This window comes from Paenibacillus sp. NRS-1781, from assembly GCF_050467745.1.
Taxonomy (GTDB): Bacteria; Bacillota; Bacilli; order Paenibacillales; family Paenibacillaceae; genus Paenibacillus; species Paenibacillus terrae_A.
In genome coordinates this window covers 26,157-52,723 of sequence record NZ_JBITPI010000012.1, presented here as the reverse complement: position 1 = coordinate 52,723, position 26,567 = coordinate 26,157, and the positions used below count along the sequence as shown (strand labels likewise).

The following is a 26,567-nucleotide window of genomic DNA, read 5'->3' as shown; positions in this document are numbered from 1 at the left end:
ACTTTTATCCTTTCGATTATAAAATTTAACTCGCATAAGGCATATATTACTATAATTATTAAAAAAAGGACCATGAAAATTAAAGGAGTGAATACATTGAGTGACGCGCTAATGGTAAGAAATTTAGACAGTTTGGGGAGAATTGTGATCCCTATAGGAATAAGAAGGCGATTTGGCATTAACACGGATACTCCAATGGAGTTTTTCACTAGGGAAGATTCCATCATCATCTATCGAATAGGTAATGAATCATGTCTCCTATGTGGAGGAACCAAGCAATTTATTCAACATAAACAAAAATATGTTTGTATCCGCTGTGTGAATGGTCTCAAAGGTAACCCAATTCCAGAAATTCAGCTACCTTCTACACCGGAAGATATTCAAAATTTATCTGATGCACAAATGGTCAAACTATTTCTAGACCTTATGAAACAGTATCCTGGTGCCTCTATGAAAACCTATGCCAAGTCACTAAAAATATCACCAATTTATGTAAAATTTCTTAAGAATAAATCAGAGGAGTGATGTCTTCACTCAGATTATGTACTACATAAAAGGCGAGTAACACCCCCAAAGATTACTCGTCCCAATCTGCTACATTTAAACAGTCGGATTTTTTTTACGTCTATAATAAGTGTATTGATATTGATTGATAAGTTCGTCCAGAACCATTGATTGTTTGAGTACACTAGCGTGACCAAAGCCATATTTATTTTGGAGATCATGCAGTTTTTGTCTAGCTGCTTCTACATGGTGACTCAAAATGTTGTCGGTTTGCATCACAGTTCCCCCTTTGTACTCTTATTTTAGGGATTCATGTGGAAACCATTGAAAAGTAAATGTTTGGTACATGTTCTATATATTCCAAAGAGAAAAGACGTACTCTAAGAGTACGTCCCTTAATTCACTTCATCTAAAATGGGTTACATTTCGCCGTGATGATTCGGTTGATAACTGGGCTCTTTATCTTGAAATTGTAAGGGGACAGTTACAAGGGAAACTAACATAAAGCTGGTTACTAAAAAGGGTCTTACTCTTCGTCTTCACCCACAGCATTAACCAATTTTCTGTAAAATGCCCTGGTGTTAGAAGGTGCATGTTCTTGAAAAGAAACAAAAAGCCTCATACACCTCATTGCTTGTATCCTGTTATTGATTGCAATAGATATTTCCATGCAAATCAACAGAGATCTAAACCCATCTGAAAACATACTTTTACGCAAATAATAGAGCGCTAACTTTCTTGAAAAATGTATAAAACGCTCTGTTATGAATCGTTGAGTATAAAAGCTTTCAACTTTTTGTTGCCCCAGATAAGATGAAATATCCGCTTCGAATTGCTTTAGAATATCGTCTACATCAAAATGATATCGGTTAGCCGCCTCAAGAATGATGTCAAGCGCGGGAAGAACCTCATCTTTTCTTGAAGAAATATAGGCTACATAATCGGGAAGTACGTTCCTTTCCCCCGAAAGAAGCTTAATTGCATACATATTTACTACTGCCCATTCCTCATACTTATTTTTCCCATCTCGAGGTTTCTTCATCGGTATCCGTTACCCAGCTTAAATTAGCATACTTTTTGATATGATACAGTGCCTGTTCATAATCTCCTCTTTCGTCACAGGCTTGACCGCGAAGTAAATGTGAGAATGCCCAGTAAGCGAACAGAGGGAAGCTTGGCTGCTTTGAATCTTCTTTTTTTACACGATGCTGCCGTTTGCTCAATTTGTATTGAATCTCAGCCTTTTCTCCCAAAGCTTTAGCGAATAATTCTACTTTGTCCCATTTATGTAACGCACGATATGTATTCGCTAAAGCCTTTAAACCATCTAGTTGGTCTAGTTCGTCCAAACGTTCAACGTAGGTTCCAAACTGCACGGCTGCTTCATAGTTTTTTTCCTGGTCATCTCCTTGTCTGCTCTGAAACAGGCGGTACTGACATATAGCCAAGCGCTCCGAGTGCTGCTTATTCTCACTTAGAGCCACGTTTTCATAAAGTATAGCCGCTGCCTCATACAAACCGTCTTCAAATAGTTTCTCAGCCAGTTCAAATAATGGAGTAGCATAGCCCAACTTATCCAATAACATATTCACGACTTGCTGAATACAATCTAACTTGTTCAATTTTGCACAATTTTCCAAAAAAGGACTCATTCTACGCCAGTTGGGACTAGCATCAGCTAAGTATTCGGGGATATAACGTTCATAATAATAACCAATGGGATGCCTCATCGCTTCTGTTAATCTGTCCAATTGATAGACTGAAAACTTACGGTTTCCATTAATGAGGCTGCTAACTGTGCCGGGATTCATCTTTGATTTCCTAGCCAGATTGCTAATGTTTAAATCATGTTCGTTCATGTACTTGACCAATTCTGCGAGTATCGTGGTTGTATTGGACAAAATAAACCACCCCTTTAAAGGAAACTTATTAGGATATCAATCCCTGTAAAATAGGAACATCAAAATCAAATGACAAAGTGTCAATTTCAGAAATGAGTATACCATCTTTTGGGATGTTTTTATATATCTTTCAATACGCGTTTGGTAGTGCATTGGTCCATTTGAATCTGCAACAGCGATCGTAAGATCAAATGGCACGCGGAGCGGCCACAGCCATACAATATTTCATCTGAATGTCAAAGGGGATGATTATGTTGGCTACCTTCTCGGCCGCCCTTCAAGTGAAAAAGCGGCTGGCCAAGCAAGTCTTAAAAATGTCCGGTGTCCACGGCATCGGCGTAGGGTATAGGGACCCTGCTCGTCCCAAAAGGGGGGCCGCTGTCATTGTGTACACAGATCGGCTGTCTACGGCCTCTACCGGGCTTCTGTCGGCTACAGCACTAGGCAAGCAAACGAGCGTTCCTGTCCGGATTGTAAAGTCTGGAAAGATGAAAGCCCATGCTACGGACTATATGACGCGTATACGCCCGGTCATTGCCGGCTACAGTGTCGGGACGATTGAAGGCTCCGGTACAACCGGACTCATCGTTGCCCCAACTGGAGCGCCGGCTACACGTTATCTTTTCAGCAATAACCATGTACTCAACCCGTCCAATACAGACAATCGGGAGGCCACGCTTCAGCCCGGCGGAGCCGATGGGGGGACGGATACCCGAGATCGTATAGGGCGGTTGTATCGGTATATACGCCTGAATCCCAAGGGAACCAATTTCATTGATGCGGCTCTGTCCTTGCCGACCCGCAACAGCTTGCTCAGTCCGCGCTACGCTACGGTAGGCGTTGTTCCGGGGCATGTGACCGCTTATCGTGTGGGAGAAAAATTTAAAAAGGTGGGGCGTACGACTGGATTGGTGAAAGGTACGGTAGAGTCCGTCTATACGGATCTACAAATTAATTACGGCGGAAGCTTGGGGCTGCTGACCTTCCAGGATCAGACTGTTATTAGAGGCACCACCCCTGTATCGCTGCCCGGGGATTCCGGCTCTGTCTGGCTCAGACAGTCGGATAATTATGCGGCAGCGGTCAATTTTGCAGGCACGGCAGATGGTCGTATGTCCATTGCCTTCCCGGTGCAGTGGTTCATGCAGGCGTTTAACACACGGGTAGCCCGCCCCGTCGGGGCAGGCCAGGTGCGCAAAGTAGATACAGGATCATCCCCACGCTCTTATACAAGACAGCTCACCAGCAAGGAATTGGCACGCTTACAGCCAAGAACAACGCGGATTAAAAAGAGCTAATACCCCGCAAGTGAAATCGCCATCAATACCACGTATGAAAATCCATTTTCCATTTCATCATAAGCCGGACGGCCTCTAAACCGGGAAGCAACAAGACTTCCACGAGAGCCGCCCGTCTTTTTTACTCCAATGAATAGGGCATATAACCATTCATAGCGTGAGTGATTCACGATACAAATCATTTATGGCACGAATCATTCACAAGTTAAACAGTTAATGGCATAAAATAACGACATTCGTTTAATCTGCCCCTTCGGCATACGAACGGGCTGCCTTTTTAGGGCCTGCAACAGCGCTGCTTACCGAGGACAAGCTGTGAAAACGGCTTTAACGCCATGTTCGTGTTGCGCGTGGCCTCCACACCGTCTACATACATAATCGCTGTATTGCCTGACAGCGTCACGGCTACACGCTATGTGTGGAGGTGGATAGAAAATAGATTCATATAAATCGGGTGCATAGATGACAGATGCAAAGCAATTTATACTATTTATTTAAGGGAAAATGCCGATAAAACTATTATGATATACGAATTTTACTTGAGAGGACATACATGATGAGCATAGTAGATTCTTTATTGAAGGTAGTACCATTGATTCGTCAGGTCATCAGAGAAGATGTTACCATTTTAGTTATGGACAGGGTGCAATATTTATATTTCTCACCGGGGGAGTTTATGAAACTCGATTACAAATCCGGTGACCCTCTGGCCGAGGAAGAACGTAATTTTGCCCGCTTGAAAAATGGTAGAGAAAGATCGTTGACTCACTACGATAAGGAACAGTATGGCTTTGCGTTTGATGCACTTTTTCTCCCGATTCAAGAGGAGAGCGGAGAGGTGGTTGCCACTTTATGCGTTTGCTACAGCATGGACAACCAATCGATACTGCAAGAATTGATGGCTCGAACCGAAACCATTACAAGCCAATTGGTAGAGAGCATTCAGTCCGTCGCAGCCCATTCGCAGGAGCTATCTGCCACATCGCAGCAGATATTGCATAACTCACGCGAAGCTGTTCAGAATTCATCCAACGTGTCGGAGGTGGCGGGCTTCATCCGCGAAATTTCAGATCAGACCAATCTGCTCGGTTTAAATGCAGCTATTGAAGCTGCTCGCGTCGGAGCGGCAGGGGCCGGGTTCGGAGTCGTCGCTCAAGAGGTACGCAAGCTGTCGGTAGATACCAAGGAAGCTACAACCCGGATTGAAAAATCGCTTCAGGACGTTACCCGTACGATTGCACATATGGAAACTGAGATTTCGGATATTACCACATCCTCGCACCAGCAGGCAGAACTGGTAACCAGCTTTATGGAGATTATTGACCAACTGAATGTTACAAGCAAGGAGCTAAAGGTGTTTGTTAACAAAATCATTACCTACGAAGAATAAGAGATACCTGATTGTAGAAAGCTTGGGAGTCGCGCTGGGGTAGCGCGGCTTTTTTCATTTTACAGGTACGTGTATAAAGCCATTGTTACTGCGTCGCATCATCATATAAACTAGACATATGCCGGAAATCAGCACTCAGAAGGTGGAGATCGCTATGGAAATGAAGATAGAGTTGCCGAAAATTCCTTCAGACTTACCTGTATTAACCGATGAAATGTACTCCTTGCGATCCAAGGATGAGTTTAGCACGGGGTCTGTAGAGGATATAACCATGGATAATGTGGAAGCTTCCAGGGTTTCATTGGAGAAGATGACTTTTAAAAATGTTACGATTATGGAATCGTCCTTGCCGGAAAGTGAATGGACAGATGTTATTTTCGATAAATGCGATCTGTCCAATATTAACTTTTCCGGTTCCTTTATTCACCGGGTAGAGTTTAGAAATTGCAAGCTGCTCGGAACAGACTTCTCCAGAAGCAGACTCCAAAATGTTCGTTTTCTGGATTGCTTAGGGGATTATTCGATGTTTCGCTTTTCCAATTTCAAGCAGGTTGGTTTTGAGGATTGTTCATTAATAAGCGCCGATCTTTATCATTTGACGCTACAAAAAATCTTTTTTACCCGTTGCAATATGGATCAGGCCATGCTGTCAGGGTCCAAGCTCAAGGGGGTTGATCTGAGCGATTGTGAATTCGATGGACTACAGGTAGATATCGAAGACCTGGACGGGTGCATAATCTCTCCACATCAAGCCTCGTCTTTTGTGGGGCTGTTAGGGCTAGTGATTAAATAAGGGGGATTATTATGTTTCAGTATCAGGAGCAGCAATATGAGGGCATTGATTATAGCGGGAAAGATTTAAGGGAGGGTGAACTTATTCGTTGCACCTTTGAACGTTGTACCTTTACGAACGGTTCGTTGGAGGAAATCATGACCAGCGAATGTCGTTTTATCGAATGTAATTTTCAAGGGGCGCTGTTGAACGGTTCTATTCATACTGAATCGGCTTTTATCAATTGTAACTTTATTGAAGCCAACCTGTTCGTCTCCAAATTCAGCAATTGTAAAATGACGGGTTCAGACTTTTCAAAAGCAAAAATAGACGGCATTACGCTCGTTCAGGGGGACTGGTCTTATACCAATTTGCGGCAGGCCCGGCTGGAAAAACAGGATTTGAGAGGAGTACGCTTTTATGAAGCGGATCTCTCGGATGCCAATCTACAGAAGGCAGACCTCAGAGATTGCGACCTGACCAGAGCAAATTTAGCTCATGCCAAGCTACAGGGAGCCGATTTACGTGGTGCTAATATGGATGGAGTCGATTTTAAAGCATTTGTTGTCAAAGGTGCACGAATGGATCGAGATCAAGCTCTATCGTTCTTGCGCTCGTATGGTGCGAAGGTCGATTGAGGCGAAGGCTCCACTCAACTGCTCTTCTGTATTAGGACTTTTGAAGGACAGACATATATCATCCTCAAGCCCGTTGTTCTTACCGCAAAGGAACTTTATAATACGATAGATTTGTGTAGTAAGGGGGCAAAACCGTGATGAGAGCAGGAGTCAGAAGTCGGGAAGGTCGACGGTTGTTACTGGAGGCAGGGGCTGAGGAGTTCGCTCAGACCGGTTTTTATCAGACCAAGGTAAGCTCGATCGCGGCGCGTGCGGGATTGACACAGCCGGATTTTTATATTCATTTTGAGAGTAAGGAGCAGATGTATGAGGAGCTTGTTGAGAGCTTCCGTATGTTGGTGAATGAGACGGTCCAATGCATGAAGATGGAACGGGAGCAGAGCCAAGCTGAAATTTTGAGCCGGGGAGAAGTGTTTCTGGAATCCGTTTTTCGTATGCTATCCAATAATCCGGCGATAACCCGTGTCGGATTTTATCAGGCGGCAGACTCGGTGCGCATCAAGGCAGAAATGGCAGGTCATATTAAAAAAAATCTGTTTGCTGCACAGCGATGGGGCTCTTGCCGTGAGGAATTGGACCCGGAGCTGACGGCGGAATGCGTCGTTGGCTTGATTGAACGGTTGACGTTAACCCAATTACTGACTGGACGCGAAAGTCCATCCGTGCTTGCCAAGCAGACACGAAACCTGCTGTATCATGGCTTGCTGACGCATGATGCAAATGGAATCAACGCTTAAAAGACCTACATTTGGGCGGGAGGAGCGGCATCTGTACCTATCATGGCTGGTATCATACGCATAAGATGCTTTTGTAAACCATGAAGGGAGGAATCAGCATGTCTGGAGTAGGCGCTGGTTATGGAGCTTTCACATCTACAGGAGCGATTCTCGTACTTTTCATTTTGCTCGTTATCATCTCTAAAGCATTCGTTATCTAATTCGTTGCTAAACAATCTGCATTCGAGCGATTTGTTTGTAATCAACGAAGAGAGGAGGAAGTTGAGATGGGTGAAGTAGAAAGAGGTTGTGGCGGTGGCTACGGCATGTGGACTTCCACTGGTGTGATTCTGGTACTCTTCATTTTGCTGGTTATCATTACTCGCACTATTTTCATCTAAATTCTATATCTTGGGCTTGAGCGCCAATGCTTCGGGCCTATGACTACGCAAGCCGGAACATGAACCGTCTCCAATAGGGGCGGTTTCTTTTTTTAAAAGCGAGCCATTCGTTATTATGAGGAAATCGGTCTGTTGCCCTCCCCACGGTGCAGCGAAGGGAATATGCGGCTGTATACGCAGGAGGAATACCGTGAACGAAAAATTTTCCGAACAGCATACAATATAACACTGGATACAAAGAACCACCGGATACTGGCTCTTTCGCCTGAATAATATCATCCGGTGGTTCTTTGTACCTAGTATTAAATTCTCGCCATGGCCATTCATTGTTTTTTGTCGGTTAACTATGATGTTTCGTAATACAGCTCAAATGTAATGGTGCATGGGATTGGTGATGAATACCTATGTAGAATAGCAAGCTGTAGTTATAGCATTTTTTTGAGCTGAGATATACGGGCTTGGGAAACGTCAAGTATCTTTGCATATTCGTGCTGTGCTGCATTGGGTTGCTTCTGCATCAATTCTTTTAGGCTTTCGATCATCTGTTGCGTTGATCGCCGCAAACGTTTGGATTGCTTCAATGGCCTTTCCCTGTTGGAGAAAGTCGATTTGGACGGCCTGGTGATAGGGCTGGAATTTGTACCATTTTTCAAATCATGAATACATTCCCCACAAATAAAGCTGTCTCTAAAATAAGTCAATTGCTCGGCCGAACCACACATTTTACACGTTATACCGGTATATTTTCGTAAGGCGAGAGTACCCGTTTCCTCATCAGCGAAAATCTCAATAGGATCACCCATCTTGTAATCCATTGAAATTCGCATTTCTTTGGGAATGACGATACGACCTAACGAATCTAATGGACGTGTCATACCTGTACTTTTCAAATGATAACCTCCTTTTTTTTATATCCTTATAATACTAAATGAAGAGGAGAAAAAAGAATAGGCTTAGAGGAGCAATCGCATATATTAAGTAAACTGTTGAAAAGTATACAAAAAAATTCTATAAAATGGTATACTTTTTTTGAAAAAAAACAATAATTCTAGCACAGCATCACCAAAATACAGATTAGAGCATGCAACTGTACTCCATCAATCTATGATTCAAGATGAGTTGAAGTATAATAATAACGAGGAGGAGAATGATCATGTACTCCATTAGAGAGGTTCAAGTCAAGAGCGGATTGCCCGCATCAACACTTCGTTATTATGAAAAAGAGGGGATATTACCTGATGTCGGTCGGGATGAAGGTGGAAGAAGAGTATATACAGATAAACAAATCGACTGGATCAGGTTTGTCATGGCTATGAAAGATACCGGGATGACGATTGAAGAGATTAAGGCATACCTTGAGCTTAATGCAATAGGCGAGGCCACCGTACATGAAAGAAGAGACCTTCTCGTAGCTCATCAGAAAAAGGTAGAAGAGCATATGGCCCAAACACAACACAATTTGGAGAAAATCATTCAAAAGATTGCCTACTATGATCAAGTTGTTATGGGAAAAAGTTGTTATGGGAAAAAGCCGTTTGCTTAAAAAGCAAACGGCTCTTCGGAGAGCCAGGGCACTATATATTTCTGGTAACCTCATACGCATCCCAGACAGCGTACATAATATTTTGTACTTGCTTGGCATCACCAATTAAGTAGGCTTCGGAAACGTCATTTTGGATGTCTTCATAAAGCGATTGTTGAGGAGTATATCCTACAGCCAGAATCGCTGAATCGGCCTTTAGAATCGTTTCTTCACCATCTTTGTTTTTAAGAACATATTCTTGATCGTTGGCATCGACAATTTTGGTGTTGGTCAGGAGATGGATATCCTTAAATGCAACAAGGTCACGCAGCATATCTTCATTTGCATGGCAGAGGGGTCCGCCTACGGTTAAAATATCTTCTTGCATTTCCACCAAGGTTACTTTTTTACCTTGATCAGCAAGCCAGAGTGCAGTTTCGCATCCCACAAGCCCGCCCCCGACAATTACAGTGGAAGCACCGGGATCTTTTATCCCAAGCAGAACCTCTTCTGCGGAATACACCTTGGTAGATGTACCGATGGAGAAGGTTTTGGGAGAGGAGCCGGTAGCAAAAATAACGGCATCTGCTGCATATTCCTTTACGGTAGTCCGGTTAACCTCGGTGTTCAATTGGACGTCAACCTTTAAATCCTTTAATTCCCCTTCGTACCAGGTCGCAAGTAAATGGTCGTCTTCCTTGAAGTCTGGAATTCCGCCCGGGATTAGATTACCTCCCAATCGGTTATTTTTATCAAATAAGGTAACGTGATGTCCCCGAATAGCAGCTACACGGGCAGCTTCACATCCTGCCGGCCCTCCACCGATCACCAAAACTTTTTTGGATTGATCTGCTTTTCCGAGTGCGTAGTCTTTTTCTCTACCGCAAGCTGGATTAACGGCACATGAAATCGTTGCAAAAGATGCCAATCGACCCATACAGCCCTCCTGGCAGGAGAGGCAAGGACGAATCTTTTCTATTTTCCCAGCCTTGATTTTATTGGGGATATCAGCATCAGCTAACAATGGTCGACCAAGTGCGATCATATCGGTTTTTCCTTCACGTATAGCCTTGCTGGCCAAGTCTGGATTATCCAATCTGCCAGCAGTAATCACAGGTACCTTTAGAATGGTTTTTAAAATTTTGTTATAAGGCAGATAAAGTCCTTTTTCCTGATACATGGGTGGATGTGCCCAATACCAAGAGTCGTAAGAACCGACATCGCCATTAAAAGCATCATACCCGGCTTCCTCTAATATTTTGGCAGCTTCAATCCCCTCTTCAATATCCCGTCCCTGCTCCTTAAACTCTTCGCCGGGCAATCCGCCCTGACGCCAATCTTTAATAAAGCTTTTGATGCTGTATCGAAGAGATACCGGGAAATCCTGTCCACATTCAGCTTTGATGGCTTGAACGATCTCTATGGCAAATCTTAAGCGGTTTCTCAGACTTCCTCCGTATTCGTCTTTCCGATGGTTAAAGAAAGAAATCGCAAATTGATCCAATAAATAGCCTTCATGAACCGCATGGATTTCAATACCGTCAAAGCCTGCCTTTTTGGCAATAGCTGCGGATTCCGCAAATTTTCTGATATAGGTGTGGATTTCGTCAATGGTCAGCTCACGACACGTTACATCGGGAAGCCAGCGATGAGGAATGGGAGAAGGGGCGACAGCCGTTTTACCAACAATTGAAGGGATACTTACCCGGCCAAATCCAGCGGATAATTGTAGAAATATTTTTGCGCCGTATGCATGAATCCGCTCCGTCATCATTTTACCGGTTTTAACGAAATTCAAGGGATTTAGAGTAGGACAGGGCATGGACGGCAGGGCACATTTCTCGATTTCATTTTCAACCATCGTTACACCTGTAATGAGTAGACCTGTCCCACCTTTTGCACGTTCAACATAATATTCGATGCCACGTTCATTAAAGGTACCATCGGCATCACAAAGCCCGCCAGGACCCATGGGAGCCATGACAAAGCGGTTTTTAATTTCCAGTTTTCCAATTTTCATAGGCTCGTATAAAATTTGATGTTCTTCTTTCATAAGAATACCTCCTAAGTATGAATCATTCGTTTAACTGAATGCATTCACCGAATATATTCAGTATAGAATAGGAGTAGGTATTATTATGTGATTGTTTTCACAATTAAACAAAATAGCATTTCCTATTATAATTAAGTAATATGAACAAGGCACCTGAGAAAGAGGAATACTTACAATAGAGAGGGAGAGTAAGTGAGTGTCAAAAAAACAATTGAATGGACGCAAGCTGCAAAGTCTGCAAACTAAAAAAAATATATATAACAGTACATTAGAGCTGATGCATGACAAGAGCCTGGAAAAAATTAAAATTGAGGATATCTGTCGGAAGGCTGGCGTGTCAGTAGGGTCATTTTATAATCATTTCAAGACTAAAAGTGATATTTTGGTGGAGATGTATGCACAGGCGGATGGCTACTTTGAATTGAAATTTAAGAATGAACTGCCGTCAGAAAGTATTATGCAGGATCTTATTCAGTATTTTGAGGTTTATGCGGAATATAATCAGAGTGTTGGTTTAGAGACGGTGCAACAGCTATATACAAGTAATAACAAGCTTTTCATTACTAAGGGTCGTGGTATGCAGCATATACTTCAACAGATTATAGAGAGAGGGCAAGCCGTGGGAGAGCTGGATCAAACCATGACATCCGAAGAGATAACAGACTACTTATTTATTGCTGCTCGTGGGGTCATGTACAACTGGTGTCTTCATGACGGCGACTCGGATTTAATTGTAAATATGCGTGAATATATGAGTCGCCTGATCACGATCTTTAAATTAAGGAATTGATTCTAACGGGTAAAAGGTAATACTAAGGCAATAATGCTGGGTTGACTCTGCGAGAAGAAGTATAAAAAGGGATGAACAGCAAGCTAATTTAATGGCTTGCTGTTCATCCCTTTCGTGTGTAAGCAGTTTTACATGCTGCTGTGTGTCGCTCTCATGCCTTGCTGGCTGTTGTTACCGTAGTGTTGCATGTTACCGCTGCCTGCATAATGCTGTCCAGTTGCACCCATGTGCTGCGGAAGGCTTTGATTCATGTGGCTTCCCATACCATAGGAGGACGGTTGCATACTACGGGAGGCGTAGTTATCGCCAAAGCCGGGCTGAGTCATTTGGCTGCTGGAGCGGATGGTGTTTTCCAACTGACTACACAATTGAATGACTTGCTGGCATTGCTGCACAGCTTGTTGATGGTGCTGGATTGCGGTTTGGATCATTTGAGCTGCATTACGTTCACGCTGCACCAGGTCCTCCAAATTGGATGCATTTTGTTGCTCCTGTTGCAGCAACTGCTGATACATGGCAGTTCCTTGCTGTGTTTGTTGCACCAATTGCTGCATAATTTGTTCACATTGACGAAGCTGCTGTTGTGGAGCCATGGTGTTGTTGTACATTGTTATCAATCTCCTTCACCGGATGGTTTTGGGTTCCAGACCCTCATATATTGTGGCGAAGGAAGACGATGATTATACGCGGATTATGGTTACAGACCGGCTACCAGAATAGCCGTAAATTCCTCTAGGAATACACGATCTTCGTGGTCAAAGCGGGCTTTTAACGGGCTGTCAATGTCCAGCACTCCCAGCAGTTCCCCGTTCTTGATGAGGGGGATAACGATTTCGCTGTTGGATGCCGCGTCACAGGCGATATGGCCCGGGAACGTATGGACATCCTCTACGACAAGGGTTCGTCGCTCCACGGCGGCTGTACCACATACACCGCGCCCCAGCGGAATCCTTATACACGCAGGCTGGCCCTGAAATGGACCGAGTACAAGCTCCGTTCCATCATAGAGATAGAAGCCGCTCCAGTTAATATCCGGCAGAAAATGACCAAGCAACGCAGAAGCGTTCGCCAGATTTGCAATGGTATTGGGTTCATCATGAATGAGTGCCCGGAGTTGCCCGAGAACCGATTCAAATTGTTCGTGACGTGTGCCTTCGTAAGGAATAGCCTGAAACATATAGTCCACGCTCCTATCAGGAAATTTTTTACCATTATCCGTTGTGTATATTGGCAGAAAAAGGTAATTATGCAAGCTGCTTTTACCATTGGTTAATTAATTTAAGATATAACGATTGTATATATTCAGTCAAGAGGAAAATACATCTGTAGCCTTTCGGAGACCTCCGTACTCTAATCTTGGTACAGTGTATTTTCTCATGGATACCGGATCGGCGCATTTGTGGAGCAGGGGGGTGGTTGTATTTGTTGGAGGGGTATGCTTAAATGTAGCGTATATTTATTGCACTTTGATACTGGAAGGATGATTGAACATGTGTGCATATGCATGTAAGGGGCATATACCACTGCTGGAAAGCCCGCGTCTTCGGCTGCGAAAGATGGAAACCGGGGATGCGGCCACGATGTTTGCCTGCTGGTCTGACCCGGAGGTTCACCGTTATATGAACCTTACGGGGATGTCCGGGCGTGAGGATGCAGAGGATATGATCAAGCTGTTGAATGAGCTGGCACAGACGGAGGATGCATTGCGCTGGGGCATAGAGCTGAAGGAGAACGGGAAGCTGATCGGTAGCTGTGGCTTTAATTATTGGCAGACTGAGGGAGCTTATAAAGCCGAAATCGGCTATGAGCTGGCCAAGCCCTATTGGAGAAAGGGCTATATGTCGGAGACACTACGGCTGGTGCTGTCTTTCGGTTATGACACGATTCGGCTGAATCGGATGGAAGCGCTGGTAGACCCGCGAAATACGGGATCGCAAGCTCTGTTGTCCTCTATGGGCTGGACGCAGGAAGGGCTGTTACGGCAAGTGCAGCATACGTCTACAGGCTTTAAGGATATGCTGATGTACTCCTTGCTGCATGAAGAATGGCTCAGATTGGAGGCGAAGCGAAATGCTGTTTCAGTATAACGGAGGGTCGTCGCCGCTGCACAGACTGGGGCCATTAAGTAAGCTGATCCTGGTGGGATGCTGTAGCCTGCTGTCGATGGCATGGGATTCAACACTACATGAAGCTGCGCTGCTGGGTGTACTGATCGCTGCGGCTTGGTTTGGGGCAGGCTTAACGTTGGCACGCCAGCTTCGGGCTATGTCATTTCTGATTGGTTTGGGTATTCCGTATTTTATATTGTCTATTCTGGCGATTCGGGAAGGACATATCGTGGCAGCTTGGGGGCCGATCTGGATTACAGCGGAAGGACTGGATATCGCAGGGGCGTTGACGCTGCGCATTTTTGTGCTGTTTTTGACCTCGTATATTTATTTGTCGACCACCGATCCCAGAGATTTTGTACAGGCTTTGAATCTGCGTTTGCGTGTCCCTTATCGGTTTGCGTTCGGTATTTCGGTGGCACTGACGTTTCTCCCCTTATTGGAAGAGGAAGGACGTACCATAATGGCGGCACGGCGTGTACGTGGACAGGAACCGCCGCGTGGGCTGCGGAATCGGCTATCCTGGTGGGGCGGGTATACGGCTGCTGTGCTGGTGAATGCCGTGAGGCGGGTTCAGCAGACGGCGCTGGCGATGGAGGGCAAAGGCTTTGGAGCATATGCAGACCGGACTTATCTTCACATGCTGGATCGTCGTCGTTCCGGCTATGTATGTGCTGTGGTTGCTGTATTAGGTACTGCTGTTTTATGGTGGAGCTTATAGGGAGCAGCCTCTTTTTTTGATCTCATTGTCAACCATATAAATAAATTTAGGTTGACAATGAGAGCTTGTATGAATACATTTAGAATGTGCTAGTTTATATTTGGAGAGGAGATAGGGAATTACATATGAAGGAATCTCGTTTTTTTGCAAGGTTTACGACACTGGATATCGTACTGATGGCGATGCTGGCAACGTTGAATGGAGTCATGACCGTTTATTTGTCGATCATTAACAAAACATTAAACAGTCTGGGGGGACCTATCGCCACTTCCGCCATTGTCGGGCTGTACATGATATATGGTTTGCTGGCCTATTATATTATTCGTAAGCCGGGTACGGCGGTTATTGCTTATTCATTCGGTGCAGTGGTGCAGTCCTTTATGGGCTCCGTTTACGGAATCGCTTCTATTATCGCGGCTGCGGTCTGCTATATGATTGTGGCTGAACTGGTATTTGCTTTACTACGCTATCGACGCTGGAATGCCGTTTCGTTGATGCTGGCAGGCGGGGCTATGGTTCCGTTGTGGTTTATCGTGGCAGCTAATATATTCGGCTATATGCATTGGGGCTGGAAGGTACTGACGATTACACTGGTCGTGCGAATCCTGAGCGGCATTGTACTGTGCGGTCTGCTAACCAAGCTATTGGGCGATGCGTTGAATCGGACAGGACTGTTAAAACGTTTTGAGCTGGGACGAGCTTCACGTGCAAAATGAATTTAGCAATTATGGTTCTGGATGTAAAATAGCTGTGTCTATGAAGGAGTTTGGCTATCGGTATGATGATCAGGCCGAACCCGCGATACAGGGCTTGACGCTGGACATTGCGGTGGGTGAGCATGTTGCGATTGTCGGGGCCAGCGGAAGTGGAAAGTCTACGCTGTGCCAGCTTCTCCATGGTGGATTGTCCCGTTCGGGTGAAGGTGAACGGACTGGGGTGCTGACCGTATACGGGATGGACCCGGACACGGCTGATCTGGCGGCTGTCGCCTCTACCGTCGGCGTCGTGCTTCAGGACCCGGATGCCCAACTGGTACAGGGAATCGTCGAGGACGAGATTGCCTTCGGGCCGGAGAACCTGCGCGTGCCTCCGGCGGAAATAGCGCAGCGTCTGACGGCTGCGCTGGAGGCCGTCGGCCTTGCCCCCGAGCGCGACTCCTTCGTGCGTCGCCTCTCGGGAGGCCAGCGCCAACGCACCGCTATCGCTGCGGTGCTGGCGCTGGAAGCGCCGCTCGTCGTGTTCGACGACGCAGCGGCGCAGCTGGACCCGCCGGCTGGACGCGACTTCGCCCTGCTATGCCGGCGGCTCCATGCCGCAGGCCGGACGGTGGTCACCGTGTCCGGCCGCATGGACGATGCCGCGCGTGCAGCGCAGCGCGTCATCGTGCTGGAGGGCGGGGCTGTGCAGCTGCAAGGCCCGCCCGACAAGCTGCTGCGCGAGCATGGCGCGCAGTTGGCCGCCTTGGGGCTGCTGCCCTCTCCCGCAGGGAGGGGAGGCGTGCCTCAAGGGCCGGGGGCGAAGCCCGGTCTGCCGTTGCTGGAGGTGAAGGGGCTGGCCTTCACCTATCCCGGCAGTAGCCGGGCAGCGTTGGCTGGCGTGAGCCTTGCCCTTGCGCCCGGCGAACGAGCCGTCCTGCTGGGCGAGAACGGCTCCGGCAAGTCAACGCTCGGCAAGCTGCTGATGGGCCTCCTGCCTGCACCCAAGGGGTGCATGTGGTGGGAGGGTCAGGATATGGCGAAGCTGCCGATCCATCAACTGGCCGCCGGGATCGGTTATGTGTTCCAGCAGCCGGAGCATCAGTTTGCGGCTGCAACGGTGTGGGACGAATGCTTGTACAGCGTCCGCATCAAGCTTGGATTGCGGGCTGGCGAGCCGATTCCTGCTGTATATGAGGAACGGGCGCAGCGATTGCTGACAGCCGCCCGACTGAATCACAGGCTGGATGCCTCTCCGTACCTGCTGAGTGGCGGTGAAAAAAGGCTCTTAAGCGTAGCTGCGCAGTTCATTCTGCCCAAAAAGCTTTACATTTTGGATGAGCCTACTGCCGGAACGGATTATGAAGGAGCGAGCATCCTGCTTCGCATGTGCGTTGAACAAGCGGACCAGGGAGCAGCCTTCCTGATCATCACCCACGATATGCAGTTTGCTGAAAGCTTTGCCAGTCATGCTCTGTGCATGGAAGAGGGCCAACTTTATAAAGTGGAAAATAGTGAGATTCATCATACGATTACAGTTGACAAAATTTAAGTATATGTAGACAATCATATATATACATCGTACAAAACAGGCGGCCTATATAGGTCGCCTGTTTATGATTATGAATTGCGGGTAATACCAATCCTGTGCAATCGAATTGTACAGGTGCAACACAGCTTATACCAGGAAAGGATTTGTGATTTGCTTGGGAAAAGATAAACCCATGAAGCGCGGGCTCGTGCTGACCGGTGTTTTGCTGGCCACCTTTCTGGCCGCGATTGAGGGAACCGTCATCGGTCCTGCCGGACCGACTATTGTTAGTGAACTGGGCAGTGTGAATTTGCTCAGCTGGATTTTTACGGCCTATTTGCTGACGATGGCTGTAACCACACCTATTTTCGGCAAGCTTAGCGATTTATTTGGCCGCAAACCGATTTTTCTGATCGGCTGTTCATTGTTTGTACTCGGTTCTTTGCTTTGTATGCTGGCTGGTAGTATGGAGCAGCTTATTTTGTACCGGGCTATTCAAGGGATTGGAGCGGGCGGCGTGATTCCCGTTACCTTTACCATTATCGGAGATATATACAAAATGGAGGAACGCGGCAAAGTTCAGGGAATGATCAGCTCGGTATGGGGGATTTCTTCCCTGATCGGGCCTTTGCTGGGCGGTTACGTGGTTACTTATTTTGGCTGGGAATGGATTTTCGGTTTTAACGTCCCTTTTGGACTGCTTGCAATGTTCTTCATCGCTCGTTACCTGCGTGAGCAGGTAGCCAAGCGTACCGCACGTATCGACGTGCCGGGAGCCGTTACCTTTACCATCGGAATGACAGCCCTGCTGCTCGTATTGGCGCTGGGCGGACAGTATATCGGCTGGGCTTCTCCTGAATTGCTGACCTTGGCCGCCGTAGCTATTTTATTTCTGATTCTGTTTTTGGTTATCGAAAAACGCGCCCAGGAACCGATGGTTCCGCTAAAGCTGTTTCGGATACGGGATATCGCTTTTTCCTGTGCCGCAGCACTGCTGGTCAGTTCTCTGCTGATCGGCCTGACCAGCTACCTGCCGCTTTGGATTCAAGGCGTACACGGCGGAGATGCCGCTTCATCCGGTTTGGCACTGGCTCCAATGTCAGTAGGCTGGCTGTTTGGTTCCATGATCGGGGGACGCATTTTGCTGACTTTAGGTTCGCGTCGAACCTCATTAGTGGGACTGACCCTGATTGTATTGGGTGCCTTCGTGATGACCTTGATGGGCCAAACGGCGCCGATCTGGCTGCTGTTCCTGTCCACATTACTGTATGGATTGGGCTTTGGCTTCTCCATGACCGTGTTCACGATTATTGCCCAGTCTTCGGTTGGGTTCCAGTTGCGTGGTGCATCTACAGCATTGAATACGTTCCTGCGCACACTGGGACAAACGATTGGTGTGGCAGCCTTCGGATCATGGCTGAATTACCGCATTGCTGCCCAGACAGCAGATGGACAGCTTACACAGCAGGGGGTTACGCAGGAGGATATTAACGGCCTGCTTGCACCTCATGCCTCACAAAGCTTGAGTGACAAGACTGCTGGCTTACTCCGTTCTGTGCTGGAAAACAGTCTGCATTCCCTGTTCATCATCATGGTCGTTATTGCAGTCATTAGTTGGTTTGTCGTTCTCGGACTTCGGAACCGTCCACCGGGTACGGAAGAAGAAGCAAACAAGCCCGCAAAGGCGGCACAGGGAGGAACTGCATAGGAAGAGAGGTATGAACATACAGAATATATACGGAAATAGCGGTAGCTTGGGACAGGAAATCATGTCCAGGGCTGCAAGCTGAAAAGTCCGCCCCAAATACAAAAGGGGCGGACTTTCTATTAAAGTTGGAATGATATGAGCTAAACGCCTAAAAACTAATGGTTTGGTAAAACTATTTGTGATAGGGTGACAGGTTGTCAGCGCTACGGCCCAGCTTTTTGAGCAAACCGATAAGCTGATCTCTTTCGGTTTCGCTGATTCCGCTAAAAGCACGTTCAATCTGACGTGTATAGTCAGGGTAAATTTCGTCCATGACGCGTTGTCCTTCGTCCGTCAATTCCGCATATATAATCCGGCGATCCTGGTCGCACGGGTGACGGTGCAAATAACCGCGGCTTTCCAGCTTGTCGATAACATAGGTGACATTTCCGCTTTGCAGTAACAGCTTTGCTCCAATTTGCTGGATCGGCTGCGCTCCCTTGTGATACAAAACCTCCATTACGGCGAAGGCCGTTGGGTTGAAGCCCACCGTTTTGATGCCAGCAACCGCATGCTCATTTACACTCTTGAATGACTTGCCAAACACGCTATACAAATGCATGGATTGCTGTGTCACCAGTGTCCGGTAATCTATCATCTTCATTCCGCCTTTATGTATGGATTTGGGCATCCTTTGACCGCTCGGCTTGGATGACCGGGCAACCATACCCTTGCTACTAGCATAAAGGGATTTACGTAATGAGAACATGCGATTTGTCACAGTAGCTGTTTTTTTAACTATTTAATTTCAAAGCTTTAAAGTAAATTTTTGAAAAATAAAGGTTTTGAATGTAAAAATACCGTCCCAGATGGTTATATTAAAAAATAATATATATTTTGGATCCAAAATAAGATACAACAAAGGAGATGAGGCACATGGAGACGGGTTCTTTTCGTTTTCAATTTCGTGATCCGCAGCAGGCTGCCCGAGCCTGTGAAACATTAAAAGAAATCGGGTACACTGCCAGCACAAACGGTGACACAGGTCTGAGTGTTCATATTGAGAACCAGGATGTACTATCTGCACTGGAGATTTGCCAAGCCTATGAGGGTAACATAATTGAGGCTGGGAACCATACTTCCGATTCGGAAGCCATTCCTGGCTTGCAAGGAAGTGTGTGGGTGCCAAATCCGGGCTATCGTTCGGAGGATTGGATCATTCCCGCTCACATCATCAACGAGGATTGGAGCGAAGCGTATAAGAACAGTTCCTCCCCAACGAACAGCAACAAGACCAAGGAGCATAATGTCAGCTCCGATCATCAACCCGAAGACGATGTTGACGGCTTCTCTGGCAGCATCCATATCTGACTTCACATGAATGAGCGTAATCACCGACTTAAGTCTCTTTAATTCCCTGTCTACTTTAGCGCTCGTCTTTGCCACGGGATTCTTACCCTTAAATGTTTTATATAAAAAAGAATCCCGTGGCAACAGTGATCGTAAGATCAAAGCCTAAGCGTTGCGTCTCCACACTCCAAAAGCAAGCCCACTCCTACAGCATTTCGTTTAAAGACGCCTGTGTTCCCGCCGTATGCCCCGTCGTAAACGCCGCCGTAATATTATAGCCGCCCGTGTATCCGTGAATATCCAAAATCTCGCCGCAAAAAAACAATCCCGGCATCAGCTTGGACTCCATCGTTTTCGGATTGATTTCCTTCAAGTTCACACCGCCTCCGGTAACGAATGCCTCCTTCAGAGAGAGCGTACCGTTCACGCGGATCGGAAATGCCTTGATTCGCTGGGCTAGCTCCTGCCATTGCTGCTTCGGAATATGATCATACGTCAAATCCTCACGCAGCTCGGTTTGCTGGAGCAGCAGCGGAATCAGGCGCTCCGGCAAATAAGGCTTAAGCACGTTTTTAATCGCTTTTTTGGCATCGGCTGCCGCCAGCTCCAGTGTTTCGCGGTAGACTTCATCAGCATGCTTGTGAGGCTGCAAATCCAGAGTCAGCAGCACCGTGCTGGTTTTGTCCTTTTTCATCCCTTTTACGACAAACTGACTGCATCGCAAGGCGGAGGGACCCGACAGGCCAAAGTGTGTAAAAATCATGTCCCCCTCGTGGGTAATTAGCTTCTTTTGCTTCGCATTCCACACGGTCAGGCTAATGTCGCGCAAGGATAGACCTTGCAGCTCCTTCGTCTGAATAAACGTCTCACCTGATGTCAGCGGTACCTCCGTTGGATACAGCTCGGTAATCGTATGTCCTGCTTGCTCGGCCCATGCGTAGCCATCACCTTCCGAGCCTGTATGCGGGACGGACTTGCCGCCAACCGCTACAATAACGTTACGGCTGCGAAGGGTTTCCCCGGAACGCAGTCTTACCCCCGCAGTGCGGCCTTCTTTGTATAGAACCTCCTGTACGGGGCTACCCGTCCGAATGTCTACTCCTTGAGAACGAACCTTGTTGACCAAAGCATCGACAACCGTTTTGGCCTTATCCGTCACCGGAAACATACGTCCGTTGTCTTCTTCCTTTAAGGCTATGCCCAGTTGTTCAAAAAAGGCGATGATATCCCGATTGCCAAAAGCCGCCAGCGCACTGTGCAGAAAACGTCCATTGCCGGGGATGTGCCGGATCAGCTCGTCCAGCTCTTTTGCATTCGTGACGTTGCAGCGCCCTCCACCGGAAATACCCAGCTTTCGTCCGAGTTTATTTCCTTTTTCGAGCAAAAGCACCTTGGCGCCCTCACCGCTGGCTGCCGCAGCGGCCATTAATCCGGCAGAGCCGCCTCCAATCACAATAACGTCGTATGTCATGAACCTCTTCCTTTTTGTTGAAAAATTTTTCGAAATCTCAAAATAGGGTAACAGGATTTTCACCATATCGTAATACCGTTACCTTAGATACACATTATCGCTGTATTTCTGTATAAAGATATACCCTATCAAAAGCTTGGGTATTCACGTAAAGACGTCATCTTCTATGAATCTATATTTCGCAGAATTTGTCGTTCTATACCGGGATTTTAACACATATATTGTAATATATTGTAGCCTGTGCTTTAATTCAACTAACGGCGTCAAGGAAAGATGATGAGGGGGAGAAGTCCTTGTTAATTGCGTTGAAGGAAAGTGTGCTTCAAGTTCTCCTTGCCGTGATGTCGGCGGGTTTTTTCTCTATATTAACGGATTATGGGGATAAGAAAAAGGTTTGGGGTGGCAATCTGCTTTTCGCATCTAATCAAAGGATCCTTTTTTGGTGCTGCTTGCCAGCCATATTGCTGTGTTCGCTCTTTCAATATCAGTCTCCTTATGGCCTACCTTCCAATCTGGGGATGATCCCCCTCGCTGTTGGCATCATGTACGGCAGACGGCGCACCGCGTGTATTCTTGCCGCTTCTGCGCTGGTTAGTGTTCTAATTATAGCCCAGTCTACGGCAATGTCACCAATGTATGTGGGTACGGGTTTTATTCTTTTTCCTTTTATGCTGCTGCACGTCAAGTTCTTTCAAAGAGGAACATTATTGGACAAAAAACTTCTTATTTCTGCCTATGTTGCGGCTGATTTGCTGTTTAAGGCGTTATTCTCGCTACTGTGGGGCAAACAGGATGTTTGGGTATTTGTTCCTGATCTTCTTACGACGCTTTGGAACATTGCAGCAGGTGTGCTGGCAAGCTTCTTGGTCGTCAGTCTGATGAGAAATGCCTTCGAGAAGCTGGCGTTGCGGCGGGATGTGACCGAGTTTACGAGCAAATATCTAATTGAAGCCGATAAGCTGCGTCAAGTTATGGATCTGATGCCGTTAGCTCTAGTCACTCTGGACAGCGAAGAACGGGTTATACATATGAACAAAACGATGCTGGAACTCTATCGGGACGTCGATCCGTTTATTACACTCCCTGAGGTGGTGGGGCGTCCTTTGACATCGCTGTTTGGTTTAAGCACTGCACCAGTGGTCAATGAACGGGTTGCGAGGGCCCTTGAAGGAGAGGCGGGTGCTGATTTTATAAATGTGCCTCCCAAAGTGTTTTTCTCAAGCTTCCTGCCCATTCGTGATAAACATGTAAGCAAAACGACGGGTGTCATTATCGCCTTGCAGGACATTACAGAGCTGGAGACACTGCGCAGCGAATTTAGCAATTTCGAGAGGCTTAGTCTGGTCGGACAGATGGCGGCGGGCATTACTCATGAAATACGCAATCCGATGGCGGTTGTGCGAGGATTTTTACAGCTCATGCGCGAAAAGAGTCCCGATTCCCTCGGTCACTATTATCGTATTGTGATGGAGGAGCTGGACCGGGCGAATGGAATTATTAACGATTTCCTGTCACTTGCCCAGAACCGAATTGTCGAGAAGGAGCAATGCCATCTGCATGATATTATCCGTGAACTCACTCCTCTGCTGTGGGCAGATGCCAATCTGAGAGGACAGACGATTGAGCTGAAGCTGGAGGATCATGTCGCAATGCTGCATTTGAACTCCAAGGAAATGAAGCAATTGCTGCTCAATCTGTCGCGTAATGCGATGGAGGCTATGGGGGATAAAGGTGTGCTGACGATTTCAACGCATGAAGAGGGCGATTTTGTGGAGCTGGAAGTGAAGGACACGGGTCCCGGTATTCCGCAAAATCAGCTTGAAAAGCTGTTTCAGCCTTTTTACACGACCAAAACGAAAGGTACAGGTCTGGGCCTGGCCTTATGCCAAAGCATTGTAGAGCGTCATCACGGTACGATTGCCGTAGATTCGGTGGAGGGAATGGGAACGCAGTTTAAAGTTCGCTTGCGCAGAACCATTCCAACTCACAGGGATCATTCTGAATCACCTTCCATGAATTCCATATAGAAATAATTGTACCAATATATATCTGGATTTTTGCAAATTGCGCGAAAAAGATTGTATAATAAAGATTAGACGTCCATGTCTTACACACGGCAGAGGCTGAAATGAAGCAACGTAATATACATGATTTTTCGAAAAGGAGTGAACGAATATGTCGATGTCTTTTGATCAATATATGAGAGATTCTGTTCAGCCGATGCGCGAAGAACTGACGAGTCTCGGAATTCAGGAGCTGCGTACTCTGGAAGATGTGGAGGCCAAGCTGCCTGATGCCAAAGGCACAGTGCTGGTTGTTGTGAACTCGGTGTGCGGTTGTGCCGCAGGTCAATGCCGTCCGGGTGTAGCCGAAGCGCTGAAGCATGATATTACACCGGATCACCTATACACGGTTTTTGCTGGTCAGGATAAGGAAGCAACGGCGAAGGCACGCGAATTTTTCGCACCATATCCGCCATCTTCTCCTTCGATCGCGCTGTTGAAGGACGGCGAACTGGTTCACTTCATCGAGCGTCATCAGGTGGAGGATCGTTCGGCAGATCAAATCGCTGCTGATTTGACCAGTGCATTTGACCGTTTTTGCCGGTAAAACAGCTCAAGCTAGGCCCCGCATTTTTCGCTTGCGAAACTTGCCGGGGCTTTTGTATGTTGGCCTGTGAAGAAATTCCTAAAAAAGAGGTGCTTATCTGATGAGTTTGCAGGAACAGATTATTGCTGAATTGGGAGTACAACCTACCATTAACGTAGAGGCTGAGGTCCGCAAGCGTGTGGATTTCCTCAAGACGTATGTCACGAAAACCGGAAGCAAGGGTCTGCTGATCGCCATCAGCGGCGGGATCGACAGTGCCGTAGCCGCTGCCTTGTGCAAACAGGCTACGGACGAGCTGACGCAGGAGCAAGGCGAAGAGTACAAAACGCTTGGCGTATTCCAGCCCTATGGCAAGCAGGAAGATATTGAGCACAGCTACGCGGTAGCCAAAGCGTTCGACCTGAAATATGCCGGGGAAACGAACATTCAGGAAGCGGTGGACAGGGTTGCCGTGGAAGTAGAGCATTCGTTGAAGGATATCGGTCTTGAGCGTTCCATTACTCCACAAGTGAGAGGGAATGTGAAGGCGAGAACACGTATGGTGGTTCAGTACGCGCTTGCGAATGAACTGAATCTGCTCGTTGTGGGTACGGATCATGCCTCGGAAGCCATCACAGGCTTCTATACCAAGTGGGGCGATGGTGCTGTTGATATTACGCCGCTCAGCACGCTGAACAAACGTCAGGTGCGTTTGCTGGCGAGCTACCTGGGAGTTCCGCAGGCCATTCTGGACAAAGCCCCTACAGCGGGATTGTGGGAAGGCCAGACGGATGAAAAAGAACTGGGCATCTCTTACGAAGCGAACAGCGACTATCTGGAAGGCAAGGAAATTGACCCGGCGGCACGTGAAAAGCTGGAAAGCTTCTTCACACGCACAGCGCATAAGCGGACAAGCATTCCAGGCATTTAAGCAGCGAACAACTATGGAATTGTAAAATAATAATGCGGCGATCCGCCCGGCGGATCGCCGTTTGTATTAACGGCAGGGTATAGCCTTAATTGGTAATCCATTCAATAAAGCGGCGGGTTTCGGTAATCGCCTGATCCAGCGGAAGGCTGCTTCCCTGAAACGGATGAACGGTATTGAAGGTATGATTGCCCCCTTGAATTTGTACCCACTCAATATCAGGACGAACTGAGGTAAGCAGGGCAGAGCCTTCACGCAGGCGTTTGGAATCATCGGTACCTTGAATGAGTACGGCAGGCAGTTGGCTGTCTTTAAGCCTGTCCACGATGGCAAAGCGTTGGCGATTCTGTTCCATATCTTCCAAAATAACAAGATCCAGCGGAAGCTGCTGCCCGGTTCTGGCGTTTGGTACGTAGCTGCGCCCCTTGGTGCGCATTTCTTCTTTTTGCGGCAAGGTGAACAGGTCCAGGTCAGTCATGCCATTCCATGAAATGACGCCTGAAATCTCGTCCGGATGATCCAGTGCATAGATGAAGCAGCTTCCCGCACCTCGGCTGTGTCCTAACAGAAACAACGGCAGTTCTCTGAACTCGTGGCGTGCTCTCAGATTTGTCAGCAATACGTCCAAATCCTCTTGTTCCCGGCTGTAGGTGTTCCGTGCGAATTTTTCCAGCTCGGTAAAATTCGTTAGATCCTCACCTATGCCGTTATGTGAAAAGTTGAAGGTTACGACATGGTTGTCTGTGCTCAAGGCTTCTGCTATATAGGGGAACATGCCCCAATCCTTGAAGCCCTTATAGCCATGAGCGATGACCAGCAAGCTTTTGGCTGTATTTTTGGCGGGAAACCAGGAAGCTCGGATGACCGCATCTGCTCCTGCTTCCGTACCTGCTTCAATAACGAGTGATACTGACATTCTATCCTTCCTTTCTAAGGGAATTTAAATGGGCATATAAGCTAAATCAACATTCGCAAAGTGCCTCTCTTATTTTAACATATTTTGGTGTCGCTTTGACGGCTTTGTGACTCGCCATGATGTGGACACGCTGTTACAATAGGGGCAGTAAAGTATAAAAGGACGGGGAATACCCAAATGATCTACGGAATCGGACATGATGTGCTGGAAATAAGCCGGATGGCTGACATATTGGCAGGCAAGCATGCAGACGCTTTTTTAAATCGGGTGCTGACCCCGGCTGAACGCGACCTTGCGGTGGAGCGAAGGGGCAGGCTGGCGGAGTTTGTAGCAGGGCGCTTTGCCGCGAAGGAAGCGATAACGAAAGCCTTTGGCTGCGGAATCGGGCAGATCATCGGGTTCGGCGATATGGATATTTTACCGGAGCCTGGGGGCAAGCCAGCGGTTTATTTGTCTGCCCCTGCGTGGGACAGACTGGGGCTGCCGGGTGCGGGCGGCTCGGATTACAGCATTCACCTGAGTATTACACATCAACCCAACATTGCCTCTGCTTTTGTGATTGTTGAATATAAGGAGACGTGATGTG

At 47.1% G+C, this 26,567-nt stretch carries 27 protein-coding genes and 2 pseudogenes; 20 read left to right on the top strand and 9 right to left on the bottom strand.

All coding sequences use genetic code 11. From position 1 onward, the window contains the following. Nucleotides 1-96 precede the first annotated feature (96 nt). A complete protein-coding gene (locus ACIFO6_RS03830; protein ID WP_430038334.1) occupies nt 97-525 on the top strand; it encodes an AbrB/MazE/SpoVT family DNA-binding domain-containing protein in 429 nt (142 codons plus the stop codon). Nucleotides 526-600: 75 nt separating this feature from the next. On the opposite strand, the gene ACIFO6_RS03825 is transcribed toward ACIFO6_RS03830, so the two are convergent. Both ACIFO6_RS03825 and ACIFO6_RS03820 read right to left on the bottom strand, forming a co-directional pair. Then, entirely contained in the window at nt 601-780 is a 180-nt protein-coding gene (locus tag ACIFO6_RS03825; protein ID WP_134911264.1) for an aspartyl-phosphate phosphatase Spo0E family protein, read from the bottom strand. Nucleotides 781-1,030: 250 nt separating this feature from the next. Further along, nucleotides 1,031-2,405, bottom strand: a pseudogene (locus ACIFO6_RS03820) (transcriptional regulator). A gap of 251 nt (nt 2,406-2,656) precedes the next feature. Between ACIFO6_RS03820 and ACIFO6_RS03815 the strand changes: the two are divergent. The 7 genes and pseudogenes from ACIFO6_RS03815 to ACIFO6_RS03785 all read left to right on the top strand — a co-directional run. Continuing rightward, nucleotides 2,657-3,703 carry a hypothetical protein gene (locus ACIFO6_RS03815; protein WP_430038332.1) on the top strand — a complete coding sequence of 349 codons (1,047 nt, stop codon included), beginning with the start codon at nt 2,657-2,659 and terminating at the stop codon, nt 3,701-3,703. A gap of 553 nt (nt 3,704-4,256) precedes the next feature. Further along, nucleotides 4,257-5,093, top strand: coding sequence for a methyl-accepting chemotaxis protein (locus ACIFO6_RS03810; RefSeq protein WP_430038330.1), 837 nt, complete (start codon nt 4,257-4,259; stop codon nt 5,091-5,093). Between the two features lie 154 nt (nt 5,094-5,247). Then, nucleotides 5,248-5,886 carry a pentapeptide repeat-containing protein gene (locus tag ACIFO6_RS03805; protein WP_430038329.1) on the top strand — a complete coding sequence of 213 codons (639 nt, stop codon included), beginning with the start codon at nt 5,248-5,250 and terminating at the stop codon, nt 5,884-5,886. An 11-nt stretch (nt 5,887-5,897) separates the two neighbouring features. After that, nucleotides 5,898-6,503, top strand: a complete 606-nt coding sequence (locus tag ACIFO6_RS03800) for a pentapeptide repeat-containing protein (protein ID WP_430038327.1) — start codon at nt 5,898-5,900, stop codon at nt 6,501-6,503. A gap of 137 nt (nt 6,504-6,640) precedes the next feature. Further along, a complete protein-coding gene (locus tag ACIFO6_RS03795; protein ID WP_430038476.1) occupies nt 6,641-7,240 on the top strand; it encodes a TetR/AcrR family transcriptional regulator in 600 nt (199 codons plus the stop codon). 98 nt (nt 7,241-7,338) lie between these two features. Then, nucleotides 7,339-7,440, top strand: coding sequence for a hypothetical protein (locus ACIFO6_RS03790; protein WP_014599460.1), 102 nt, complete (start codon nt 7,339-7,341; stop codon nt 7,438-7,440). 285 nt (nt 7,441-7,725) lie between these two features. After that, nucleotides 7,726-7,806 (top strand): annotated as a pseudogene (locus tag ACIFO6_RS03785) (MerR family DNA-binding transcriptional regulator); the annotation flags it as partial. 239 nt (nt 7,807-8,045) lie between these two features. Here the strand turns inward: ACIFO6_RS03785 and ACIFO6_RS03780 are convergent. Beyond that, a complete protein-coding gene (locus ACIFO6_RS03780; RefSeq protein WP_430038325.1) occupies nt 8,046-8,510 on the bottom strand; it encodes an AbrB/MazE/SpoVT family DNA-binding domain-containing protein in 465 nt (154 codons plus the stop codon). Nucleotides 8,511-8,773: 263 nt separating this feature from the next. On the opposite strand from ACIFO6_RS03780, the gene ACIFO6_RS03775 reads away from it, so the two are divergent. Next, on the top strand, nt 8,774-9,163 hold the full coding sequence (locus ACIFO6_RS03775; protein ID WP_430038323.1) for a MerR family transcriptional regulator: 390 nt from the start codon (nt 8,774-8,776) through the stop codon (nt 9,161-9,163). Nucleotides 9,164-9,194: 31 nt separating this feature from the next. Here the strand turns inward: ACIFO6_RS03775 and ACIFO6_RS03770 are convergent, their stop codons facing one another. After that, nucleotides 9,195-11,195, bottom strand: a complete 2,001-nt coding sequence (locus ACIFO6_RS03770) for an FAD-dependent oxidoreductase (protein ID WP_430038321.1) — start codon at nt 11,193-11,195, stop codon at nt 9,195-9,197. Between the two features lie 196 nt (nt 11,196-11,391). Here ACIFO6_RS03770 and ACIFO6_RS03765 point away from each other — a divergent pair, with 196 nt between their 5' ends. After that, nucleotides 11,392-11,985 (top strand): TetR/AcrR family transcriptional regulator, encoded by a 594-nt coding sequence (locus tag ACIFO6_RS03765; RefSeq protein ID WP_430038319.1) that lies wholly within the window; start codon nt 11,392-11,394, stop codon nt 11,983-11,985. Nucleotides 11,986-12,113: 128 nt separating this feature from the next. Here the strand turns inward: ACIFO6_RS03765 and ACIFO6_RS03760 are convergent, their stop codons facing one another. Together ACIFO6_RS03760 and ACIFO6_RS03755 are read right to left on the bottom strand one after the other, a co-directional pair. Then, nucleotides 12,114-12,593 (bottom strand): hypothetical protein, encoded by a 480-nt coding sequence (locus ACIFO6_RS03760; RefSeq protein WP_430038317.1) that lies wholly within the window; start codon nt 12,591-12,593, stop codon nt 12,114-12,116. Nucleotides 12,594-12,682: 89 nt separating this feature from the next. Then, a complete protein-coding gene (locus ACIFO6_RS03755) occupies nt 12,683-13,162 on the bottom strand; it encodes a GAF domain-containing protein (protein ID WP_430038315.1) in 480 nt (159 codons plus the stop codon). 313 nt (nt 13,163-13,475) lie between these two features. On the opposite strand from ACIFO6_RS03755, the gene ACIFO6_RS03750 reads away from it, so the two are divergent. The 5 genes from ACIFO6_RS03750 (at nt 13,476) to ACIFO6_RS03730 (ending at nt 18,748) form a co-directional block, all read left to right on the top strand. Next, nucleotides 13,476-14,072, top strand: coding sequence for a GNAT family N-acetyltransferase (locus ACIFO6_RS03750; protein WP_430038313.1), 597 nt, complete (start codon nt 13,476-13,478; stop codon nt 14,070-14,072). After that, a complete protein-coding gene (locus ACIFO6_RS03745; RefSeq protein ID WP_430038311.1) occupies nt 14,056-14,814 on the top strand; it encodes an energy-coupling factor transporter transmembrane component T family protein in 759 nt (252 codons plus the stop codon). Before ACIFO6_RS03750 ends, ACIFO6_RS03745 begins: the two co-directional genes overlap by 17 nt. Before the next feature lie 125 nt (nt 14,815-14,939). After that, nucleotides 14,940-15,530: an ECF transporter S component gene (locus ACIFO6_RS03740; RefSeq protein ID WP_430038309.1), complete on the top strand. Its 591-nt coding sequence runs from the start codon at nt 14,940-14,942 to the stop codon at nt 15,528-15,530. Between the two features lie 40 nt (nt 15,531-15,570). After that, nucleotides 15,571-17,061: an ABC transporter ATP-binding protein gene (locus ACIFO6_RS03735; protein ID WP_430038307.1), complete on the top strand. Its 1,491-nt coding sequence runs from the start codon at nt 15,571-15,573 to the stop codon at nt 17,059-17,061. A 172-nt stretch (nt 17,062-17,233) separates the two neighbouring features. Further along, complete coding sequence (locus ACIFO6_RS03730; RefSeq protein ID WP_430038305.1) at nt 17,234-18,748, top strand: MDR family MFS transporter; 1,515 nt, start codon at nt 17,234-17,236, stop codon at nt 18,746-18,748. A 172-nt stretch (nt 18,749-18,920) separates the two neighbouring features. Here ACIFO6_RS03730 and ACIFO6_RS03725 read toward each other — a convergent pair whose 3' ends face one another. Then, nucleotides 18,921-19,385 (bottom strand): MarR family winged helix-turn-helix transcriptional regulator, encoded by a 465-nt coding sequence (locus ACIFO6_RS03725; protein WP_014279758.1) that lies wholly within the window; start codon nt 19,383-19,385, stop codon nt 18,921-18,923. 278 nt (nt 19,386-19,663) lie between these two features. Here ACIFO6_RS03725 and ACIFO6_RS03720 point away from each other — a divergent pair, with 278 nt between their 5' ends. After that, nucleotides 19,664-20,098 carry a hypothetical protein gene (locus ACIFO6_RS03720; RefSeq protein ID WP_430038303.1) on the top strand — a complete coding sequence of 145 codons (435 nt, stop codon included), beginning with the start codon at nt 19,664-19,666 and terminating at the stop codon, nt 20,096-20,098. A gap of 184 nt (nt 20,099-20,282) precedes the next feature. On the opposite strand, the gene ACIFO6_RS03715 is transcribed toward ACIFO6_RS03720, so the two are convergent. After that, nucleotides 20,283-21,548 (bottom strand): NAD(P)/FAD-dependent oxidoreductase, encoded by a 1,266-nt coding sequence (locus ACIFO6_RS03715; protein ID WP_430038301.1) that lies wholly within the window; start codon nt 21,546-21,548, stop codon nt 20,283-20,285. Between the two features lie 293 nt (nt 21,549-21,841). On the opposite strand from ACIFO6_RS03715, the gene ACIFO6_RS03710 reads away from it, so the two are divergent. The 3 genes from ACIFO6_RS03710 to nadE all read left to right on the top strand — a co-directional run bounded on the left by ACIFO6_RS03710 (nt 21,842) and on the right by nadE (nt 25,068). After that, entirely contained in the window at nt 21,842-23,575 is a 1,734-nt protein-coding gene (locus ACIFO6_RS03710; protein ID WP_430038299.1) for a two-component system sensor histidine kinase NtrB, read from the top strand. A 148-nt stretch (nt 23,576-23,723) separates the two neighbouring features. Further along, on the top strand, nt 23,724-24,158 hold the full coding sequence (locus ACIFO6_RS03705; protein WP_430038297.1) for a BrxA/BrxB family bacilliredoxin: 435 nt from the start codon (nt 23,724-23,726) through the stop codon (nt 24,156-24,158). A 100-nt stretch (nt 24,159-24,258) separates the two neighbouring features. Continuing rightward, complete coding sequence (gene nadE, locus ACIFO6_RS03700) at nt 24,259-25,068, top strand: ammonia-dependent NAD(+) synthetase (RefSeq protein ID WP_430038295.1); 810 nt, start codon at nt 24,259-24,261, stop codon at nt 25,066-25,068. An 85-nt stretch (nt 25,069-25,153) separates the two neighbouring features. Here nadE and ACIFO6_RS03695 read toward each other — a convergent pair whose 3' ends face one another. Continuing rightward, complete coding sequence (locus ACIFO6_RS03695) at nt 25,154-25,981, bottom strand: alpha/beta hydrolase family protein (protein ID WP_430038293.1); 828 nt, start codon at nt 25,979-25,981, stop codon at nt 25,154-25,156. A gap of 177 nt (nt 25,982-26,158) precedes the next feature. On the opposite strand from ACIFO6_RS03695, the gene acpS reads away from it, so the two are divergent. Beyond that, on the top strand, nt 26,159-26,563 hold the full coding sequence (gene acpS / locus ACIFO6_RS03690) for a holo-ACP synthase (RefSeq protein ID WP_430038292.1): 405 nt from the start codon (nt 26,159-26,161) through the stop codon (nt 26,561-26,563). Nucleotides 26,564-26,567: the final 4 nt, after the last annotated feature.

What these genes read in the sequence shown, in the direction of transcription:
- ACIFO6_RS03825 (WP_134911264.1), bottom strand. Translation starts at nt 780, where the DNA reads ATGCAAACCGACAACATTTTGAGTCACCATGTAGAAGCAGCTAGACAA.
- ACIFO6_RS03815 (WP_430038332.1), top strand. Translation starts at nt 2,657, where the DNA reads ATGTTGGCTACCTTCTCGGCCGCCCTTCAAGTGAAAAAGCGGCTGGCC.
- ACIFO6_RS03810 (WP_430038330.1), top strand. Translation starts at nt 4,257, where the DNA reads ATGATGAGCATAGTAGATTCTTTATTGAAGGTAGTACCATTGATTCGT.
- ACIFO6_RS03805 (WP_430038329.1), top strand. Translation starts at nt 5,248, where the DNA reads ATGGAAATGAAGATAGAGTTGCCGAAAATTCCTTCAGACTTACCTGTA.
- ACIFO6_RS03800 (WP_430038327.1), top strand. Translation starts at nt 5,898, where the DNA reads ATGTTTCAGTATCAGGAGCAGCAATATGAGGGCATTGATTATAGCGGG.
- ACIFO6_RS03795 (WP_430038476.1), top strand. Translation starts at nt 6,641, where the DNA reads ATGAGAGCAGGAGTCAGAAGTCGGGAAGGTCGACGGTTGTTACTGGAG.
- ACIFO6_RS03790 (WP_014599460.1), top strand. Translation starts at nt 7,339, where the DNA reads ATGTCTGGAGTAGGCGCTGGTTATGGAGCTTTCACATCTACAGGAGCG.
- ACIFO6_RS03775 (WP_430038323.1), top strand. Translation starts at nt 8,774, where the DNA reads ATGTACTCCATTAGAGAGGTTCAAGTCAAGAGCGGATTGCCCGCATCA.
- ACIFO6_RS03770 (WP_430038321.1), bottom strand. Translation starts at nt 11,195, where the DNA reads ATGAAAGAAGAACATCAAATTTTATACGAGCCTATGAAAATTGGAAAA.
- ACIFO6_RS03760 (WP_430038317.1), bottom strand. Translation starts at nt 12,593, where the DNA reads ATGTACAACAACACCATGGCTCCACAACAGCAGCTTCGTCAATGTGAA.
- ACIFO6_RS03755 (WP_430038315.1), bottom strand. Translation starts at nt 13,162, where the DNA reads ATGTTTCAGGCTATTCCTTACGAAGGCACACGTCACGAACAATTTGAA.
- ACIFO6_RS03750 (WP_430038313.1), top strand. Translation starts at nt 13,476, where the DNA reads ATGTGTGCATATGCATGTAAGGGGCATATACCACTGCTGGAAAGCCCG.
- ACIFO6_RS03745 (WP_430038311.1), top strand. Translation starts at nt 14,056, where the DNA reads ATGCTGTTTCAGTATAACGGAGGGTCGTCGCCGCTGCACAGACTGGGG.
- ACIFO6_RS03740 (WP_430038309.1), top strand. Translation starts at nt 14,940, where the DNA reads ATGAAGGAATCTCGTTTTTTTGCAAGGTTTACGACACTGGATATCGTA.
- ACIFO6_RS03735 (WP_430038307.1), top strand. Translation starts at nt 15,571, where the DNA reads ATGAAGGAGTTTGGCTATCGGTATGATGATCAGGCCGAACCCGCGATA.
- ACIFO6_RS03730 (WP_430038305.1), top strand. Translation starts at nt 17,234, where the DNA reads ATGAAGCGCGGGCTCGTGCTGACCGGTGTTTTGCTGGCCACCTTTCTG.
- ACIFO6_RS03725 (WP_014279758.1), bottom strand. Translation starts at nt 19,385, where the DNA reads ATGATAGATTACCGGACACTGGTGACACAGCAATCCATGCATTTGTAT.
- ACIFO6_RS03720 (WP_430038303.1), top strand. Translation starts at nt 19,664, where the DNA reads ATGGAGACGGGTTCTTTTCGTTTTCAATTTCGTGATCCGCAGCAGGCT.
- ACIFO6_RS03715 (WP_430038301.1), bottom strand. Translation starts at nt 21,548, where the DNA reads ATGACATACGACGTTATTGTGATTGGAGGCGGCTCTGCCGGATTAATG.
- ACIFO6_RS03705 (WP_430038297.1), top strand. Translation starts at nt 23,724, where the DNA reads ATGTCGATGTCTTTTGATCAATATATGAGAGATTCTGTTCAGCCGATG.
- nadE (WP_430038295.1), top strand. Translation starts at nt 24,259, where the DNA reads ATGAGTTTGCAGGAACAGATTATTGCTGAATTGGGAGTACAACCTACC.
- ACIFO6_RS03695 (WP_430038293.1), bottom strand. Translation starts at nt 25,981, where the DNA reads ATGTCAGTATCACTCGTTATTGAAGCAGGTACGGAAGCAGGAGCAGAT.
- acpS (WP_430038292.1), top strand. Translation starts at nt 26,159, where the DNA reads ATGATCTACGGAATCGGACATGATGTGCTGGAAATAAGCCGGATGGCT.